The organism is Mesobacillus sp. MER 48 (assembly GCF_023714225.1).
GTDB lineage: Bacteria > Bacillota > Bacilli > Bacillales > Cytobacillaceae > Mesobacillus > Mesobacillus oceanisediminis_A.
In genome coordinates, this window is record NZ_JAMAUR010000004.1 from 218,403 (window position 1) to 236,577 (window position 18,175).

General features: G+C 44.0%; 16 protein-coding genes and 2 riboswitches. Of the genes, 13 read left to right on the forward strand and 3 right to left on the reverse strand.

Going from position 1 to position 18,175, the window contains the following annotated elements; all coding sequences use genetic code 11:
- Nucleotides 1-20: 20 nt before the first annotated feature.
- The 6 genes from M3593_RS15875 to M3593_RS15900 all read left to right on the forward strand — a co-directional run bounded on the left by M3593_RS15875 (nt 21) and on the right by M3593_RS15900 (nt 8,900).
- The gene (locus tag M3593_RS15875; RefSeq protein ID WP_483308931.1) at nt 21-2,069 is read left to right on the forward strand and encodes a catalase; all 2,049 of its coding nucleotides are present in this window, start codon (nt 21-23) and stop codon (nt 2,067-2,069) included.
- Between the two features lie 102 nt (nt 2,070-2,171).
- The gene (locus tag M3593_RS15880) at nt 2,172-2,801 is read left to right on the forward strand and encodes an NAD(P)H-binding protein (RefSeq protein WP_251543932.1); all 630 of its coding nucleotides are present in this window, start codon (nt 2,172-2,174) and stop codon (nt 2,799-2,801) included.
- Between the two features lie 15 nt (nt 2,802-2,816).
- Nucleotides 2,817-4,433 (forward strand): FMN-binding glutamate synthase family protein, encoded by a 1,617-nt coding sequence (locus M3593_RS15885; RefSeq protein ID WP_251543930.1) that lies wholly within the window; start codon nt 2,817-2,819, stop codon nt 4,431-4,433.
- 112 nt (nt 4,434-4,545) lie between these two features.
- On the forward strand, nt 4,546-5,208 hold the full coding sequence (locus tag M3593_RS15890) for an NAD-dependent epimerase/dehydratase family protein (RefSeq protein WP_251543929.1): 663 nt from the start codon (nt 4,546-4,548) through the stop codon (nt 5,206-5,208).
- The gene (locus M3593_RS15895) at nt 5,202-6,323 is read left to right on the forward strand and encodes an MBL fold metallo-hydrolase (protein WP_353056102.1); all 1,122 of its coding nucleotides are present in this window, start codon (nt 5,202-5,204) and stop codon (nt 6,321-6,323) included. The genes M3593_RS15890 and M3593_RS15895 overlap by 7 nt, the downstream gene beginning before the upstream one ends.
- A gap of 558 nt (nt 6,324-6,881) precedes the next feature.
- A complete protein-coding gene (locus tag M3593_RS15900) occupies nt 6,882-8,900 on the forward strand; it encodes a phospholipase D-like domain-containing protein (RefSeq protein ID WP_251543927.1) in 2,019 nt (672 codons plus the stop codon).
- Nucleotides 8,901-9,051: 151 nt separating this feature from the next.
- Here the strand turns inward: M3593_RS15900 and M3593_RS15905 are convergent, their stop codons facing one another.
- Complete coding sequence (locus M3593_RS15905; RefSeq protein ID WP_144475151.1) at nt 9,052-9,537, reverse strand: QueT transporter family protein; 486 nt, start codon at nt 9,535-9,537, stop codon at nt 9,052-9,054.
- A 5-nt stretch (nt 9,538-9,542) separates the two neighbouring features.
- Nucleotides 9,543-9,587: riboswitch (PreQ1 riboswitch) on the reverse strand.
- A 216-nt stretch (nt 9,588-9,803) separates the two neighbouring features.
- Between M3593_RS15905 and M3593_RS15910 the strand changes: the two genes are divergently transcribed.
- From M3593_RS15910 to M3593_RS15940, 7 genes are all read left to right on the forward strand, one after another.
- Entirely contained in the window at nt 9,804-10,649 is an 846-nt protein-coding gene (locus M3593_RS15910; protein WP_144475150.1) for a pirin family protein, read from the forward strand.
- A gap of 71 nt (nt 10,650-10,720) precedes the next feature.
- Nucleotides 10,721-10,803, forward strand: a riboswitch (cyclic di-GMP riboswitch).
- Between the two features lie 85 nt (nt 10,804-10,888).
- Nucleotides 10,889-12,151 (forward strand): DUF5667 domain-containing protein, encoded by a 1,263-nt coding sequence (locus M3593_RS15915; protein ID WP_144475149.1) that lies wholly within the window; start codon nt 10,889-10,891, stop codon nt 12,149-12,151.
- An 882-nt stretch (nt 12,152-13,033) separates the two neighbouring features.
- A complete protein-coding gene (locus M3593_RS15920; RefSeq protein ID WP_144475148.1) occupies nt 13,034-13,426 on the forward strand; it encodes a sporulation protein in 393 nt (130 codons plus the stop codon).
- Nucleotides 13,427-13,489: 63 nt separating this feature from the next.
- The gene (locus tag M3593_RS15925) at nt 13,490-14,104 is read left to right on the forward strand and encodes a protein kinase family protein (RefSeq protein WP_144475147.1); all 615 of its coding nucleotides are present in this window, start codon (nt 13,490-13,492) and stop codon (nt 14,102-14,104) included.
- A 180-nt stretch (nt 14,105-14,284) separates the two neighbouring features.
- Nucleotides 14,285-15,133 carry an STAS domain-containing protein gene (locus M3593_RS15930; RefSeq protein ID WP_144475146.1) on the forward strand — a complete coding sequence of 283 codons (849 nt, stop codon included), beginning with the start codon at nt 14,285-14,287 and terminating at the stop codon, nt 15,131-15,133.
- 116 nt (nt 15,134-15,249) lie between these two features.
- Complete coding sequence (locus tag M3593_RS15935) at nt 15,250-15,702, forward strand: GNAT family N-acetyltransferase (RefSeq protein ID WP_144475145.1); 453 nt, start codon at nt 15,250-15,252, stop codon at nt 15,700-15,702.
- A 150-nt stretch (nt 15,703-15,852) separates the two neighbouring features.
- Nucleotides 15,853-16,506, forward strand: coding sequence for a DsbA family oxidoreductase (locus M3593_RS15940; protein WP_353056105.1), 654 nt, complete (start codon nt 15,853-15,855; stop codon nt 16,504-16,506).
- 42 nt (nt 16,507-16,548) lie between these two features.
- On the opposite strand, the gene M3593_RS15945 is transcribed toward M3593_RS15940, so the two are convergent.
- Both M3593_RS15945 and M3593_RS15950 read right to left on the reverse strand, forming a co-directional pair.
- Complete coding sequence (locus M3593_RS15945; RefSeq protein ID WP_144475144.1) at nt 16,549-17,175, reverse strand: nitroreductase family protein; 627 nt, start codon at nt 17,173-17,175, stop codon at nt 16,549-16,551.
- 156 nt (nt 17,176-17,331) lie between these two features.
- Nucleotides 17,332-18,051 carry a DUF3784 domain-containing protein gene (locus M3593_RS15950; RefSeq protein WP_144475143.1) on the reverse strand — a complete coding sequence of 240 codons (720 nt, stop codon included), beginning with the start codon at nt 18,049-18,051 and terminating at the stop codon, nt 17,332-17,334.
- Between the last annotated feature and the right edge of the window lie 124 nt (nt 18,052-18,175).

The following is an 18,175-nucleotide window of genomic DNA, read 5'->3' on the forward strand; positions in this document are numbered from 1 at the left end:
GAAATGAGAACCATCAATCTATGAACAAGAATTCAAAAGATCAGCAGCTGGAACAGTTCAGATCCGGTCATGACGGAGAAGCATTGACAACGAACCAGGGACTGCGTGTTTCTGAAGATGAACATTCCCTGAAGGCGGGCGAGCGTGGTCCGACTTTGATGGAGGATTTCCATTTCCGTGAGAAAATGACTCATTTTGACCATGAGCGCATTCCTGAGCGTATTGTCCATGCAAGGGGATTTGCGGCTCATGGGTACTTCCAGGTGTACGAGCCAATGGCTGAATATACGAAAGCAGGGTTCCTGCAGGATCCGTCAAAAAAGACTCCGGTCTTTGTGCGCTTCTCGACGGTTGCCGGTTCACGCGGGTCAGGTGATACTGTCCGTGATGTCCGCGGTTTTTCGACTAAATTTTATACAGAAGAGGGGAATTACGACCTTGTCGGCAACAATATCCCTGTATTTTTCATCCAGGATGCAATCAAGTTCCCTGATTTGATTCACGCAGTCAAGCCGGAACCGCATAATGAAATCCCGCAGGCGCAGTCAGCGCACGACACGTTCTGGGATTTTATCGCGAATAATACGGAGTCCGCACACATGATCATGTGGCATATTTCAGACCGTGCAATTCCGCGCAGCTTCCGGATGATGGAGGGCTTTGGTGTCCATACATTCAGGTTTATCAATGAACAGGGGAAGGCCCGTTTTATAAAATTCCACTGGAAACCGGTGTTGGGAGTCCATTCACTGGTTTGGGATGAAGCGCAGAAGCTTGCCGGCAAAGACCCTGATTTCCATCGCCGTGATCTTTTTGATGCGATCGAGATGGGGAATTATCCAGAATACGAGCTTGGCGTCCAGATGATTGATGAGGAAGACGAATTCAAATTTGATTTCGATGTTCTGGACCCGACTAAAATCTGGCCAGAGGAACTGGTGCCAGTCAAGATCATCGGAAAAATGACGCTGAATCAGAATGTGACCAATTACTTTGCGGAAACAGAACAGGTCGCATTCCATCCGGGACATGTCGTGCCAGGAATCGATTTTTCAAATGACCCGCTTCTTCAAGGGCGTTTGTTCTCCTATACCGACACGCAGCTTTCCCGTCTCGGCGGTCCGAACTTCCATGAAATCCCGATAAACAGGCCCGTATGCCCGTTCCATAACAATCAGCGCGATGGAATGCACAGGATGACAATTGACCGCGGCCAGGTAGCCTACCATAAAAACTCGCTCCAAAGCAATCATCCAAAAACTTCATCCGCGAGCGAGGGTGGATATCAACATTATCAGGAAAAAGTGGATGGCCGAAAAGTCCAGGCACGCAGCGACAGCTTCAAGGACCACTATTCACAGGCAATCCTTTTCTGGAACAGCATGTCCGATGTTGAAAAGGAGCATATGATCCAGGCATTCAGCTTTGAGCTAGGTAAGGTAAAAAGCAAGGATGTACAGCAGCAGGTGGTCGAGATGCTCGGCAATATCGATACCTTACTGGCTGAGCAGGTAGCAGAAAGTCTGGGGGCAAAAAAGCCAGAAAGCAAACCAGCAGAAGTGACTATGTCTTCTCCAGCATTAAGCCAAATGAATACAGCGAAGCTCCCGAATACCAGAAAGGTTGCGATCCTTGCAGATCATGGATTTAACGGAGCAGAAGTTTCCGGTGTGATGGAGATTTTGAAAAAGAGCGGCATTACAGCGGAAATTGTCAGCAAACAGCTCGGCATGATCAAGGGCGATGACGGGAGTGAGATTGAAGCCCAGCATACACTTTTAACAGGAAGCTCTGTTCTTTTTGACGCTTTGTATATCGCCGGCGGCCAGCAGAGTGTCGACAGCCTGAAGCAGAAAAAGGAAGCCGTTTATTTTGTGGATGAGTCGTTCAGCCACTTAAAGGCAGTTGGTGCAGGAAAAGAAGGTGCAGAACTCCTGGCTGCTGCAGGAATCGGCCATGAAGAAGCCCCAGGTGTCGTCGTTTTTGAAAACAGCAAAGAAGTGACAGGTGAAGCCCAGAAATTCATCAAGGCAGTAGCAGAACACCGCCACTGGAATCGAATGATTTAATTTAAGAAAGAGAAACGGATCATATCTGTTTCTCTTTTTTACAAAACCGGCTTATGGAAGCAACAAAGTAAACGGAAAAGCTTACCAAAGGAGGGGACATAAATGAAGGTGATTGTCTTCGGTGCTCATAGCAGTGTTGGCGAATTGGTTGTCAGTAAGCTTATGAAAAACGGATATCAGTCATGCGCAGTGATCAGCAATGAAAATCAAATCGAGACATTGAAAAAGCTTGGAGCGAATGAACTGGTGATATATGAGGAGAAGTTGCTGCCAAGCTTATTCCAGGGCTATGATGCGGCCATTTATCTAACGGGCATCAATCCAAGAGCCAAAGCGGGCAGAACAGTAATGGTGGACCATGAGTCGGTCATAGAGACGGTAAAGGAGGCCGAAAAGCAGGGAGTTCAGCGCTTTGTAATGATGAGTGCCATCACAGCCAATGAAGCGGAAGGTGATGAAAGCCGTGACATCGGGGCCAAAGAGATGCCGGATGAATTACTGCGTCAATCAAATCTGACATATACTGTAATACAGCCTGGAGCGGTTACAGATAAACCTGGGGATGGAAAAATATCGGCGGCTGTCACACTTGAGGAAAATGATGCTGAAATATCACGCGAGGACTTGGCTGAGGTGCTCGTCAAGTCGCTTGAGGCGGAGAGAACTTTTAATAAGACATTCGAGGTAGCAGACGGGGATACAATGATAACAAAAGCATTATCTTCATTATAGGAAAGGAGGATCCAAATGGGTTTGACGGATTACCTTGTGATCGGCTTGTTTATTTTCATCGCCTTGATCATACTCGTGCCGATTCTGTTATTCATTTATTTATATTTAAAAGACGACAAGCAAAAACAGCATTCGATTTTGAGGAATTTCCCTGTCATCGGGAAGGTGCGTTATTTTACCGAACACATCGGCCCTGAACTTAGGCAGTATTTATTTAATGCTGATAATGAAGGAAAGCCTTTTTCGCGCAAAGAATACCAGGATGTCGTTAAGGCAGGGAAGTATAAGGAAAGATTGATTGGTTTCGGCTCTTTAAAAGACTTTGATGCAGAAGGCTTTTATATTCGAAATACGCTTTTTCCGAAGTTGACTGAAGAAATGAAGATCGATAACGCAGAAAAAGTCAAAACAAGAGTTTACAAGATTGATGGCGAGGGGCTGTTCACACGGAAGGAACACAACGAGGAAAAGCTGGTTGACCCTTATTACTTGCAGGATGAAGACGCTGTCGTTGTTGGTGAAAGTACTTGCCGCTATCCATTCAGGGTAAAAGGCCAGGTAGGCCAGTCAGCTATGAGCTATGGAGCACTTGGTGAGAAAGCGATCCAGGCGTTGTCAAAAGGTCTCGGAATTGCAGGCGGAACGTGGATGAATACAGGGGAAGGCGGATTGTCCGACCACCACCTCGCAGGGAATCCGGATATCATCATGCAAATCGGTCCCGATTTATTTGGTGTCCGCAAGCCAAACGGGGAGTTTTCCTGGGAAGAATTCAAGAAGAAAAGCGAGATGCCACAGATAAAAGCATTTGAGATCAAGCTGGCGCAGGGGGCTAAGACACGCGGCGGCCATGTTGAAGGTGCAAAGGTTACCGAGGAGATCGCCAAAATCCGTCTGGTTGAAGTCGGAAAGACCATTAACAGTCCGAACAGATTTTATGAATTCAGTGATGTCCCATCCATGTTCGACTGGATTGAGGAATTGCGCTCGGTTGGAGGCAAGCCTGTAGGTATGAAGATTGTCGTCGGGGACATGGACGCACTTGAAAACATGATTTCTTACATGAAAGAAAGCGGGAAAGGCCCGGATTTCATTACGGTGGACGGCGGTGAAGGCGGGACAGGCGCAACCTATCAAGAGCTGGCCGATACGGTGGGGCTCCCTATTCATTCGGCGTTGCCGGTTGTGGATGAAATGCTCCGTCAGTATGGGATAAGAGATCGTGTGAAGCTGATCGCTTCTGGTAAACTGATCACCCCTGATAAAGTCGCCATCGCTCTGGCAATGGGAGCTGATATGGTGAATATCGCCCGCGGAATGATGATCAGTGTTGGCTGCATCATGGCCCAGGTATGCCACACGAATACATGTCCTGCGGGGGTAGCGACCACAGACAAGAAGCTTCAGGATGGCCTGGTTGTCGATGAGAAGATGTACCGTGTCGCCAACTATATCATTTCGCTGCGGGAAGGCCTGTACAATCTGGCAGCGGCTGCCGGGTTGGATAGTCCCACACAATTTGAACGGAAACATATTGTCCATAAAGATAAACTTGGGCGCGTATCGCCGGTTGAAGACCTGATTATCGCGGCAAGAAGAGCACAATTGCAAAAAGAACGAAAGATAGATTAATGATAGAAAGCCAGTCCATTCGCGGGCTGGCTGTTTTGCTTTTAAAATTTTCTTATCAAACAAATTGTGGAATAATAAAGGGTATTAAGCTTTTCATTAGGGGGTTGCTTGCTTGGCGGGTAAAACAGCATTGATTGCCGGTGCGACCGGTTTGATTGGGAAGGAACTGCTGCAGTTTCTATTGAATGGGAATGAGTATGATAAAGTCATTGCGATTGTAAGAAGGCCGGTTGGGATTGATCATCCAAAACTTGATGAAAGAATCGTCGATTTCAATCAGCTCGAACAAAGAAAACAGCTATTTACAGCGGACGATGTGTTTTGCTGTCTTGGAACAACAATCAAAAAGGCTAAAACGAAGGAAGCGATGTGGAAAATAGACGTTGAATATCCAGTTTCCATTGCCACGCTGGCGAGTTCGGAGGGAGCAAAGAAGTTCTTGCTTGTCAGCTCAATGAACGCGGACCCTGAATCTGCAATTTTTTATCCAAGGATGAAAGGGAAGCTCGAAGAGGAAATCAAACAGATCCCATTTGAAACAACTGCCATCTTCCGTCCGTCTCTCCTGCTGGGGGAACGTGAAGAATTCAGGTTTGGCGAAAGGACGGCAGCGGCCATTTTTTCGAAACTGCCTTTTCTTTTTACCGGTCCGTTAAGGAAATATAAAGCGATTGAAGGAAGGACAGTGGCTTCTGCAATGTATCGTGTTGCCCAGAAAAATGATAAAGGACTGACTGTGTATCCTTCTGAACTCATACAAGAGATAGGGTGCTGAACATTAACATGATCATCGATCTTATATTGGTTATAGCAGGAATTATTGTACTTGGATATGCGGTCCTGAAGATTCATCCGGCTTTTGGGGGAAAGCAATCCAAAGAGAAGAAAGAGTTATTCGCACAATCTCCGCAATATCTAAAGGGGGAATTCGTCAACCAGACCCCAACCCACTGGGATACGAGTTTTGGTTCGATGCTTTCCATGATGAGGGACTTTTTAAAAGGCAATTCCGAAAGAAGGCCAAGGATTCCTATTCCGATGGCAGCCTACACACCTGGAATAAATCAAGGTTCCCCAGTGAAAGTCACCTGGTTCGGACACTCCGCTTTCCTGTTAGAGATAGAAGGGAAAACGATTTTTTTTGACCCAATGTTCGGGAAGGCTCCAACACCTTTTCCGGTCAGGAACCAGCGATACAGTGGAAAGCTCCCTTTCGCGATTGATGAGTTGCCTGTGATTGATGCTGTTGTCCTGTCTCATGACCATTATGATCACCTTGATTATGGTTCGATCATGAAGTTGAAGGGGAAGGTAAAACAGTTCATAACTCCCCTCGGAGTCGGGAGCCATTTGGGAAGATGGGGAATTCCTGAAGGGAAGATCAGTGAACACGATTGGTGGAGTGAATTTACCTTCGAAGGTCTTAAGCTGGCGTGCACCCCGGCCCGCCATTTTTCTGGCCGCGGACTCACCGACCGTAACTCAACGCTTTGGTGTTCGTGGGTAATAATTGGTCCTGAATCAAAGGTATATTTCAGTGGTGATGGCGGCTACGGTCCGCATTTTAAAGAGATTGGCGAAAAGTATGGACCGTTTGACCTGACCTTGATGGAATGCGGCCAGTATGACGCACGCTGGGCAGCGATTCATATGCTTCCAGAAGAAACGGTCCAGGCACATCAGGATGTCAAAGGAAAGCTGCTCATCCCTGTCCATTGGGGAGCATTCACCCTGTCGCTTCATGCCTGGCATGATCCAGTTGAGAGGGCGCTTCAGGCGGCAAAAGAATCCGGGGTCGTTATTGCAACGCCAAGAATCGGAGAAACCATCTGTTTAGGCGAAGACCAGATTCCAGAGACTGCCTGGTGGAAGCTGACAGATTCATATTGATTTTAAAAGTCATGTTAGTGATAACATGGCTTTTTTTGCTGGGGATTGTTGCTTAATGTATGGCAGCTCTTAGATGACTCGCAACTATTTCAGTATTGCTTTTGTGATAGATATCTCTAACGGACACTTTTCGCGAGAATGGCTGTAAAACTGTCCGATAGAGGGGTTCTAACGGACACTTTTTCATAGAAAGGTTGTAAGAGTGTCCGATAGAGAGGTTCTAACGGACACATTTTCCGAGAATGGTAGTAAAACTGTCCGAAAGAGTCGCATTAGCCAAACCTAGAGGGATATTATTTCCGATTCTAAAGGTTTTTGAAATAAAAAGGCAGTGAAGGAAAAATAATTTGATCCCATTCCATGCTGAATGGTTTTTTTTATCGGTAAATGGCACGGGATTGGAAGCTGCCTGGGTCATTCGTTTCTGTTGTGATATTCTACACAAATTTAAACTCCTTAAAAAGACTCATTTTTTGAAAAATTTACATTTTCATCATATTTCGACAACTTTTTTACATTATGATTATCTTGGATTTATATTTGAGGAGGTAGTCAAAGTTGAAGAAGTTGATTTCTGTTTTTCCTGCAATTATTTTATTTTTTTTCACGCTTTACCCATCATTCCTGCCCGCTGTATCAAAGGTGGAAGCAGCAGGGACTGGGAATGTCGTCATCAATGAAATCGCCTGGATGGGCACGAACAACAGTTATAGCGATGAGTGGATTGAGCTTTACAACAATTCAGGTTCTGATGTGGTGCTCGATGGCTGGCAGCTCAATGCCACGGATGGTGCCCCGGCAATCAAGCTGAGCGGGACGATTCCGGCATATGGCTATTTTTTGCTGGAAAAGACAGATGACCAATCCGTAACAGGGATCCAGGCTGATCAGATTTACAGCGGCTCGCTTGGCAATACAGCTGAATATCTGAAATTAATGAATGCCGCAGGTGCTGTTATAGATGAGGTCGACTCATGGTATGCAGGTGATAATACGGCAAAAGCGACAATGGAACGGATTGATCCAGCTGTTGCCGGACTTGATTCGACAAACTGGGCGACAGCCAATGCAAGTTATGCCGATGGCCTTGGGACTCCAAAGGCCCTGAATTCAACGGCCACTGATGGCAGCGGTTCGGGTGGTGATGCCGGCGGAAATACAACTCCTCCTGAAACGCCAAGTGTTTGTGATGACAGGACGCAGCGCCTGAATAATGTTTCTGAGGCAGAAGGCGCGATGAATGTCTATTTTAATAAATGTGCCTTTCCGCAATATGCTTCTGCGGGGAACGAAGCGAACTATAATGTAAACTTTGAAGATATCTTAATCAAAAGATTAAATTCTGCAACAACGAGCATTGACTTTGCCACCTATGAAATCAACCTGCCGCGAGTGGTTGATACATTGATCCAGAAGGCGGCACAGGGTGTGGATGTGCGAGTGATTGCGGATTCCAAGGAAGCAGCAGACCCGCATTACGCAGAACGATTTGAAACAATGCGGCTCTATCTTGAAAAAATGAAGCGCGGGCAGGATGCGGTCATTGGAACTGAGGATGATATTGTCATTTTTTCAGACTCACCTATGTTTGCCGTTGAAGACAGTGCCAAAAGAACGGAAAAGGGATTGCCTGCCGGCGTTACAGATATTGAGCAAGTAACTGTGACAGTTGGAAACAGTGATACTACTGGTCGGCTTTTTGTTGAAGCAGAGGAAAAATCGGCAGGAAGCTACTATGGGCCAGGAAACCAGATGCATAACAAATTCGCAATAGTGGATGATCGCTGGGTATTCACAGGAACCTGGAATTTTACCGTGACAGGCCTTTATGGTACTGATGAAAACATGCAGCAGGGCATCCTTGACGGCAACCAAAACCAGATTGTTGAAATTAACTGGCCACAGCTTGCCGGCATCTATGAAACAGAATTCAATGAGATGTGGGGAAGCAATGCATTGAATCCAGATCCAGTTGCTTCAAACTTCAGCACGCGCAAAACAGATAACACCACACATGTTTTAGATATCAATGGTAAGAAGGTTGAAATCTATTTTTCAGCTGGGGATAACGCTGTTGGCAAAATGGCTGATGTGATTCGGAATGAAGCTGACTTTAATACATACTTCTCGATTTTTGCATGGAGCGACCAGGCGTTAGCGGATGAATTGAAGAATAAGTGGGAGGGTTCCTATAATGATATGGAAGGAACCTTGACTGGATTTGATGTGAAAGGTTTGTTCGATTCGGATTTCTGGAACCAGTGGTGGTCCGCGAGTGTGGATATGACAGGGAGGACTGCTTCGCAAACCAGTGTGAACAATCCTAACACACGCTGGAACAATCCCGCACCAGTCTATGCGGATGCAGAAATACGCAAACTTCACAGTAAAACCATGCTGATTGACGCCGATACAAACAGTGACCCTACTGTCATCGTCGGATCGACGAACTGGAGCAACAATGGAAACAATGTTAATGACGAAAACATGCTGATCATTCACGATGCAGCAGTTACGAACCAATTTCTTCAGGAATTCAATGCCCGTTACGTCCAGGCTGGCGGAGTATTGCAGTAGTTTGAGTACAGCATGAGCAAGGAAGAGTTACATCATACAAGAAGGCAAAACGAGTGAAATCGTTTTGCCTTCTTTTTATTTCACTGCCTGTGGAGCAGGGGTGATGGACATTTGCTTTTCCTGACTTTTCTGCTGAACCGTTTATTTAAAATTATACCAACTTCTCAAGATTCACTCGTTTATGGATCGCAAGCATCACTGGGATGCCGACAGCCATTACGATGAATTCACCTGCGGCTGTTGTCAGCCATGTGAACCAGAACGGCAGCTGGAATGCTAGATTCAATTCAAGCGCAATCAGGAACATCGTGAAGGTGAACACCAGAGTATTCACAAACATCCGGCCGATGATATTCTTGATATATTTTGCAGTGAAAATCGTAATCCATAAAGAAATCACTGACTGGCCAACCCCAAAAACAAGGTCATAAGCGATCATCGGGGAAAAGAGCAGGTTTGTTAAAAACACACCTAATACAATTCCGAAGAAAAATTTTTTGTTAAAAACAATCAGGTGGTTGAACATTTCCGATACGCGGAACTGTACATTGGTAAAGCCGAATGGCTGGATAACTGCGGAAACGGCAATATACAATGCAGCAAGAATCCCGTTTCGGACAATCATTCTCGTATTCATTTTCATCTCTCCTAGTTTTTTTACGTGGGATGGTTACGAACCACGATATTTAAAAGCCAAATTTATATTATATAGGATGAAAGACCTTCTCACAATGGCATTTTTCTAGAATAGCAGTTTGGGACTTGGACTCTGATTAAGATAGGGTTTATCTCAGCTTAAAGTATCTTTGATTTAAAATAATACCTGCGATTGGTATAATTTAATGCAACTGGGAAGGTAAAATGACCTGTAAAAATTGAAGTACCTGGAAAGGGGATATAAAAATGTTTAAAAGAGATATAAAAAAGCATTGGACCGTTCAATATGAAGAGAGGGTCATGCCGCATGTGCAGGCAGGAATGGTACTGAACCCGCAAGACTGGAGGGAACTGGACCCGTTCATTCTAATGGCGGAGGACTGGTTCAAGCGCGGAACCTTTTCCGACCATCCACATCGCGGCTTCCAAACGATTACGTTTGTCATTGACGGCAGACTGGAACATATCGATAATCATGGAGGCCACAGCATCCTGGAGGCAGGGGATATCCAGTACATGAACGCCGGCAGCGGAGCGAGGCATGCCGAGGAGGCGGTGGAAAACGACATTGCCCATACGCTGCAATTATGGCTGAATTTGCCTGGAGAGCTGAAAGGCACAACCACTTCTTATCAGAATGTATATAACGAAGAGGCGCCTGTTGTCCCATTCGATGGCGGCACACTGAAGGTCTACTCAGGAGAAACCGCGGGTGTAAAGGGACCGTTGGAACCATTGGTGCCATTTGCTTTATCTGAAATTCGCCTGTCAGAAGGTGCTGAATTCACATATGAGCTTCCAGAGACACATAATGCGTTCCTTTATGTACTTTCAGGTGAACTTGAAGCTGGTGAAAGCAAGACCAACCTAAAGAAATCTTCAGCAGCAACTTTAACTTACAATGATGTTGGCAAAGGCTTAAGCGCCCTATCTTTGAAAGCGAATAAGCGCTCAAGAGTTTTGGTTTACTCTGGCCAGCCAATCAAAGAGGAAGTCGTTGCATACGGTCCATTCGTCATGAATTCAATGGAAGAAATCCGCCAGGCATACCGGGATTACCAGGAAGGGAAATTTGGCGGGGAAGCGAAGTAGCTGTGGTGCAAACTTTAAAAATTTTTATTTATTTTTTCGTGTCGAATAAGTATGATAAAAGTAGAATTAAAATCCGATAAAGGCAAATCCAGGGAAACCTGGGGACGCAAAACTACAGGGGCTAAAGTCATGACCATGCCAGCCAGTTGCCGAAGGTTCACATAGTCGATTTATGTGTGCTGCTCTTCGGACAGCACTTTTTTGATTTTAATTCCAATATATTAGTGGGGGAAATTGGAATGAAAAAGTTTTTCGCATCAACAATTTTGATCGGGTTGCTTGCTTTTGGTACGGGAGTATCCGCAGAGGAAGTTATTGAAACTGCAGATCCCGGAACGACACCAGACGAGTTTTTATTTACGTTTGATCAATTATTTGAAGAATTGAAGCTTTTAATTACCTTTGATGATGAAAAGGAAGCCGAGCTGCTTTTAGAGTTTGCGAACGAGAGGCTGGCTGAGGCGGCAGCTATGTCAGAGGAGGAAAAGACAGAATTCGTACAAGAGGCGTTAAAAGATTATTTAGAAACGCTTGAGGAAGCGCAAGAGAAGGTCACGGAGGTCATTGTTGAAGACGGGACCGATTCCGATGGAGAAGACCGGCTGACAGAAGAGTTGGAAAATGCAGCTGATCTTGAGGAAGGGCTTACCGAAGAACTCGAAGATGAATTGAAGGAAGAAGTTGAAGAAGCAACAGAACAAGCAAAGATCGTTGCTAACGTGGTAAAGGATCTTGATCAGGATAGGGTAGCCCAGCTGCGTGAGCAGGAGTTGGGTTATGGACAAATCGCACAAATCTTCTGGCTTGCAGAGGCAGCTGGCAAGACAGTGGAAGAGATTGCCGTTTTATATACAGAGGAAAAGGTTGGTTTTGGAAAGGCAGCCAAGCAGCTGGGTGTCCATCCTTCACAGTTGAAAGGACTGGCAGCAGGTAAAAAAGAATCTTCAGTCGATGAAGAGACTGATGCAGATGATAGTGGTGAAATTTCAGAAGATGAAGGCTCCTTAGAAGCAGAACAGCCTGAAGAAGAAATGGAAACTGAGGAAGGAAATGTGGAGACTGAATCGGCTGACCAGCAAGTTAATATTGCAGCCGCTACAGTTGCCGGCACGGTATCGAAAACGACTGCTTCAAAAGTAGAAGAAAAGAAAGTAAATGCAGAAAAGAAGGCGGAAGAAGCCGCTGTGAAGGCTGCTGAGAAGAAAGCTGAAGCTAAAAAGAAAGCGGAAGAACAAAAGCGCGAAGCAGAAAAGAAGGCTGAAGAAAAGCAAAAAGAAGAATCAGCAAAAGCTGAAGAGAAGCGTAAGGAAGAAATGAAAAAAGCTGAAGAGAAGCGTAAAGAAGAAGCGAAAAAAGCTGAAGAGAAGCGTAAAGAGGCAGTAAAAGAAACAAAGAAGAATAAAGAAAAGCAAGAAGATGACGAAGTGGAAGACGACGAGCAGGAAGATGATGACAGCCACGGTAATCCAAACAATGAAAAAGAGAAGAAAAACGGAAAGTAAGTTTACAGGTACTATTCGATAGAGGAAACCGATCCGCTTAGAATATTTGACTGTATTCAAGTTTTTATGTACGATGATAGTATCAAAATGAATAGTTCTCCTAAAGGGGAGTAGCTTTTACAACAGAGTCGTCATTCCGGAGGTCACTCCCGGCTTTGTTGGCAACAATCGTTGTTAGCAAGACCTTTGCCAAATATGGTGAAGGTCTTTTATTGTTTTCTTACCTTCACCAGGGCAGGTGAAGGTTTTTTTATTATATTTTCGGTTGCGCTAAAGCCGTTCCGTAGTATATAGCCCGAAAAAGCTCCCATAGGAAGATTTGAGTCACATAAAAAGGGAATATGTGCCCGGAAAAGTGCGAACGTGAGGATTTAGGTCACATAAAAAGGAAATATGTGCCCGAAAAAGCGCCGGTAGGAAGATTTGGGTCACATAAAAAGGGAATATGTTCCCGGAAAAGCGCCCACAGGAAGATTTGGGTCACATAAAAAGGGTATATGTGCCCGAAAAAGTGCCCACAGGAAGATTTGGGTCACATAAAAAGGGAATATGTGCCCAAAAAAGCGCCGGCAGGAAGATTTGGGTCACATAAAAAGGGAATATGTTCCCGGAAAAGTGCCCACAGGAAGATTTGGGTCACATAAAGAGAGAATATGTGTCTGAAAAAGTGCCCAGGAAGAATTAGGGGAAAAATATTTGATAATGGCACCTTTTTAGAAACGACACAGAAGCATTTGCGAACTGTTAACATAAATTGAAATATCGGAGTGTAACGCTATTGAAGTGAACATCTTATACAGATGAATGGTAATAAAAGTGAATTGACCATAATAGGGTCCACGCACGATGAATCTAAAAAAGTTAACGTTATGGAGGAACAGCATGTTATTAAGAAAGTATATGTCACTGCTAGGAGTAGGCTCCGCCCAGATCGACCTTATTTTAAAGAAGGATGTTCTGACCCCAGGAGATTCTGTGCATGGGAAGTTTTTGATCAAGGGCGGGACGGTTGCACAGGAACTGCAGCAAATTGAATGTATTCTTGTCATGGTTGATTTAAAGACAGAACAGGAAGAGACACTGGATAAGGTCTTAATCGATGTAGAGACAAGGATTCAGCCTGACGGGGATGATGTGGTTCCATTTACTTTCCAGCTTCCGACTGATGTTCCCCCCTCCAACAAGCATATTTCTTATCACTTTAAAACAAAGCTTGTATTCAAGCAGGGAATAGAAAGCTGGGATGAAGACATGATTAAGGTCGTGAAAAAATGAACTGAGACGCGGAGATTAAGTGGGATTAAGTATATTAAGTATATTAAGAAAGGGGCAGGGAGCATGAACCAATACGAACATCTGGCAAAAAGTGTTGTTTATTCAGTACGGGGATCAAAAATGGTTTTGGTTCATAAAGACCCAAGACTTAAGCTGATTGGAGAGGGCAGAAGTGCTTTCGCGTTCCTGATTAAAGGCACGGATTTGGTTTTGAAAGTTTTCTTTCCACAGTTTTGCAAGATTGCCGCAGAAGAGGCAGCAGTATATCAGCAGCTTGCAGGAAGCAGGTTTTTCCCTAAGCTTCATGAATCAGGAAGTAATTATCTGGTTATCGACTTTGTCCGTGGGTTGACGCTCTATCAATGTCTGGTAAATGGAATACCGATTTCTCCGGGTCATATTGAGGAAGTCGATCATGCCCTTAATCTGGCCAGGGGAAAAGGTCTCAACCCGTCCGACATCCATCTGAGGAACATCCTCATCACACCTGAAAATGACATCAAGCTTATTGACGTGGCAAGATTTCGGCAGACGAAGGAATGCTCTCAATGGAAGGACTTAAAGACGGCCTTTTATAAATTTTATCGCCATGAGCGATTTCCTAAAAAGTTGCCTGAACCAGCAATGGATTTAATTGCATTTTTCTATAAAAAAGGATTGCTTCCAACTATTAACTAATAATGGCAGCAATCCTTTTTATAAAACTACATAAAATAACTATAGTGAGAACAGCACCAGGTTCAAAAACTTGTCCTGTATTCCTATCCTGCGTTATGATGGTTTATAACAGTGTAATTTGGAATATTTGAATTTGGATATATAGATGATTATTGTCATAGAACACATGGAGGAATCGTTATGACCAAGGAACTGCAAGCCTTAGGAGAAGCCATTATTAGCAGGAAGAATCAAATCGCAAAGTCTGTACATGAAGACAGATATTCTGACAGGGTCTTAACTGAAGCACAGAAATATGACTTTGGTAAAATTGAACAGCAAATTCTTGAAGTCAGGGCAAATTTTGTTGGACTGTTCGGGGAAGCTTTAATTGAGCATGAAGAACCGAAGATCGTGTTCGAAAAACTTACAAACTGGGGAAAAGAAACCGGTGAATATATTTATAAGCTAGGTGCCTCTCTTGATGAAGCATTAAAAGATACCACCTATTATCGTGAACATATTTGGAAAGTAATTAGGGAAGAAGCAAAGGATATGCCTGCTTCTGTCTTCTTTGATGTATTGGATGTTATTGACCCATTGATGGATCATGCGATTTACAGCTTCAGCCTGACATTTGTTGAAGCACATCAACAGAGTCTTGAAAATGCCAAAACGGCTTTGCTTGAGCTTTCAGTACCAGTTGTTCCTTTAATGCCTGGAGTCGGTGTCCTGCCTCTTGTAGGTAATGTTGATACAGAAAGAGCTCAGCTATTGATGGAAGAGACACTGGATCAGGCAGTAAAATTAAAGCTGACCCACCTAATCTTTGATGTCTCCGGCGTCATGATTGTAGACACCATGGTTGCCGATCAGCTGTTTAAAGTCATCAGTGCCCTTTCACTTGTTGGCGTAAAAACCATCATGACCGGCATTCGTCCAGAGGTTGCCCATACAATGGTGACGCTTGGACTGAACCTGGAAGGAATCATGGTGAAGTCAAATCTTCATCAGGCTTTCAAGGAAATCCAGCACTTACAGAATGCATAATGAATGAAAAGCTGCCTCAGCAGCTTTTTTTGTTTGATCAGATAAGAAGGATTATCCTCATCAAAAAGAGAAAATGAAAGTAGCCTGGAGAAAAAGTGTGACTGGGGGAACAGAATATGGCAGAGATTATTTATCGTGATGTGGAAGAAAGAGATATACCAGAGTTATTCGACCTTATGACTCAATACATAGTTGATTTTTACAAGAAGCCGTCTCCCGATGAAAAAGAACTGAAAAACCTGATCCAACACCTTTTGGAGCATCCTGAAGCTGGTTTGCAGTTTGTGGCTGAAAAAGAAGGGCAGCTGCTGGGGTTTGCCACTTTGTATTTTACCTTCAGCACTTTGCAAGTTAAACGCGCAGCCATCCTGAATGACTTGTTTATCAAAGGATCTGCCAGAGGAGAGAAAGTGGGAGAGCAGCTTTTTAAAAAATGCCTGTCCTTTATAAGGGAAAATGACTTTGCCTATATGACATGGGAAACGGCTAAAGATAACGTTGCTGCCCAGGGGCTGTACAATAAAATGGGCGGGAAGCAGTCTGACTGGCTTGTTTATGAAATAGAATAAGAAATAGCTGTTGAGCAAGACATGCTTTTCCGAGTCGTATTTCGTGTATTTTACTAGATTAACACCTATACTATAGTGTGAAATAATCAACAGGAGGGATTCAGGTTGCAAATTGAAATGTGGACTGACTTTGCTTGACCATTCTGCTATATTGGCAAAAGGCGTCTGGATGACGCTATTAAACAGATTGACCACCCGATTGAAGTAACTTACCGCTGCTTCGAGCTTGATCCGAACATGGAGCGGGATATAGATTATAACATGTATGAGGCGCTCGCAAAAAAATATGGAATGAGCATTGCCCAGGCAAAAGCGAGCACGCAGAATATGGTGCAGATGGCCAAAGAATCACGCCTTGAATATAATATCGATACACTGATTTTGACCAATACATTCGATGCCCATCGTTTGACGATGTTCGCGAAAAAGCATGGATTAATGGCTGAGATGACGGAAAGGCTGTTGCGTGCCTACTTTACGGATTCTAAGCATATTGGTGACCATGAAACATTGGCGGACTTAGCAGTGGAGGTCGGACTGAATCGCGAAGCTGTAGAGAAAATGCTCGCAAGCAATGAAATGGCCGAAGAAGTACGTGCTGATGAAAGTACTGGCCAGCAGTATGGAATCACAGGTGTGCCATTCTTCCTGATCAACAAGAAATATGCAATCACTGGCGCTCAACCTACTGAGGTCATCGTCCAGTCATTGAAAAAAGTCATTGCTGAGAGTGAAATCACTGTCTTGAACAATGATGATGGAATGATTTGCGACGACGATGGTTGTGAAATTCCAAAGAAATAGTCAAAAAAGAACTAGTCTCAGATGGCTAGTTCTTTTTTGTTCCTAAATAAATTCGACAATTTCTTCGATTGGCAGTCTAGTCGTCTTATGTCCAGGTGCTGCTGCCTTGCCCAGGGCGATCAGCAGGGATGGCATATAACGATCTTCAATGTTGAACTTTTCGATGAATTGCTGCCTGTTGAAGCCACCCATTGGAACAGTATCATATCCACGGGCTTTTGCAATCAGCATAAGCTGCATTGATACAAGACCGGCATCAAAGGATGCGATGTTTTCTCTCATGTCAACAGGAACAGAAGGGTATAATTTGTTAGAGTTCTCAATCATTATGCCCATTGTTGCTTCGTCCATATAACCAGCTTCGAAAGAACTGCGGTACACTTGTTCACTATTACGATACATTTCCCTGTCACCAAGAACAGCAATGACTGCCGATGCAGTTTCCACCTGTTCCTGATTATTGGCGATTGCCCTTAATTCCTTTTTGACAGCCTCGTCCTGGATTACGAGGAACTTCCATGGCTGCAGATTACTTGAAGAAGGAGCCAGAGCAGCTTCTTTTAAAATGTCTAATAACTCTTCGCGGGAAATTTTAAAATTCGGATCATATTTTCTGACTGACCGGCGTTCACGGATTACCGTGGATAGGCTTGTCTCGGTTGAGTTCATATTGATTCCTCCAAAGATGTAGTAGGTTACTATTTGTAAGCAGTATATAGATTACTCCTGGAATGAGTAGACGTCAAATATACTGTTTCAATTTGAGTATCAAAAACTGATCTTTTGGGTGAATCGAGCAGCTGAACTGACCGGATAACGAATAACTTATTTCATTCTTTCTAATACCAGGTCGTGCCATTCTTTTGTTTGCCTCGGATCCTTGCTGTTGATGAATATCTTTTCTTCATCTGCTTCAATGTATAGATATGGCGGTGAATCTTTGTGGATAAATAACAGACTGCTGCCGTAATGTTTTACTTTGAATTGGCCCTTTGCTAAAGTCGCCAGTCCGAAGCCATTTTGTTTCCATGTCACTTCAGGCATTTGATCTAAAAGTTCAACTTTCTGTACTTCAGAGAAGTTCCACTTTCCGCCGTACATCCCTGTGATTTCAAAAGAGTCGGTATGCTCCGTCAGCTCGAAATCCTGATATCCAACATAAAACAGTCCTGTCAAAAGACCGAGTGTGGCAACTGTAATAGCAGAGCTGATGATATAGCTTCGTTTTCTTTTTTCCTGGATTTCATACCTGGATAGATAAATCAGACCGCCAAGCAGAAAGATAAGCATGAAACCGAACTGAACATCGATAGAGTAGTTGAAAGATGTAAAACTCAAAGGAAGCAACATCGTCATTCCAGCGGCAGTCATTAGCATAAGCTTGCCGACTCTTTGTGGATACCCATTGCTGATTAATTGCTGCTGCTCATCCTTCTGCTTGCCATTAAAGTTTGATATCAGCCAATACCACTCTTTTTTCACGATCGCCCAGCCGAAAAAAAGGAATAAAAGAATCAAAAAAAGCTGGATCCCTATTAAAAACAAACCAATCCCTCCCCATGAAGCTCTTTGACAATTTTACGGATTACATGAATAACAAGTTTCATATATATCATTAAAAAGGAAAAAGTATCAGTTTTGTTGAATTAAAAGTGGAAAAACAAAACAT

Excerpts from the sequence above, each read along its gene's own strand:
- M3593_RS15875 (WP_483308931.1), top strand. The coding sequence starts at position 21 with ATGAACAAGAATTCAAAAGATCAGCAGCTGGAACAGTTCAGATCCGGT.
- M3593_RS15880 (WP_251543932.1), top strand. The coding sequence starts at position 2,172 with ATGAAGGTGATTGTCTTCGGTGCTCATAGCAGTGTTGGCGAATTGGTT.
- M3593_RS15885 (WP_251543930.1), top strand. The coding sequence starts at position 2,817 with ATGGGTTTGACGGATTACCTTGTGATCGGCTTGTTTATTTTCATCGCC.
- M3593_RS15905 (WP_144475151.1), bottom strand. The coding sequence starts at position 9,537 with ATGAATACGAGAATGATTGTCCGAAACGGGATTCTTGCTGCATTGTAT.
- M3593_RS15910 (WP_144475150.1), top strand. The coding sequence starts at position 9,804 with ATGTTTAAAAGAGATATAAAAAAGCATTGGACCGTTCAATATGAAGAG.
- M3593_RS15915 (WP_144475149.1), top strand. The coding sequence starts at position 10,889 with ATGAAAAAGTTTTTCGCATCAACAATTTTGATCGGGTTGCTTGCTTTT.
- M3593_RS15920 (WP_144475148.1), top strand. The coding sequence starts at position 13,034 with ATGTTATTAAGAAAGTATATGTCACTGCTAGGAGTAGGCTCCGCCCAG.
- M3593_RS15925 (WP_144475147.1), top strand. The coding sequence starts at position 13,490 with ATGAACCAATACGAACATCTGGCAAAAAGTGTTGTTTATTCAGTACGG.
- M3593_RS15930 (WP_144475146.1), top strand. The coding sequence starts at position 14,285 with ATGACCAAGGAACTGCAAGCCTTAGGAGAAGCCATTATTAGCAGGAAG.
- M3593_RS15935 (WP_144475145.1), top strand. The coding sequence starts at position 15,250 with ATGGCAGAGATTATTTATCGTGATGTGGAAGAAAGAGATATACCAGAG.
- M3593_RS15945 (WP_144475144.1), bottom strand. The coding sequence starts at position 17,175 with ATGAACTCAACCGAGACAAGCCTATCCACGGTAATCCGTGAACGCCGG.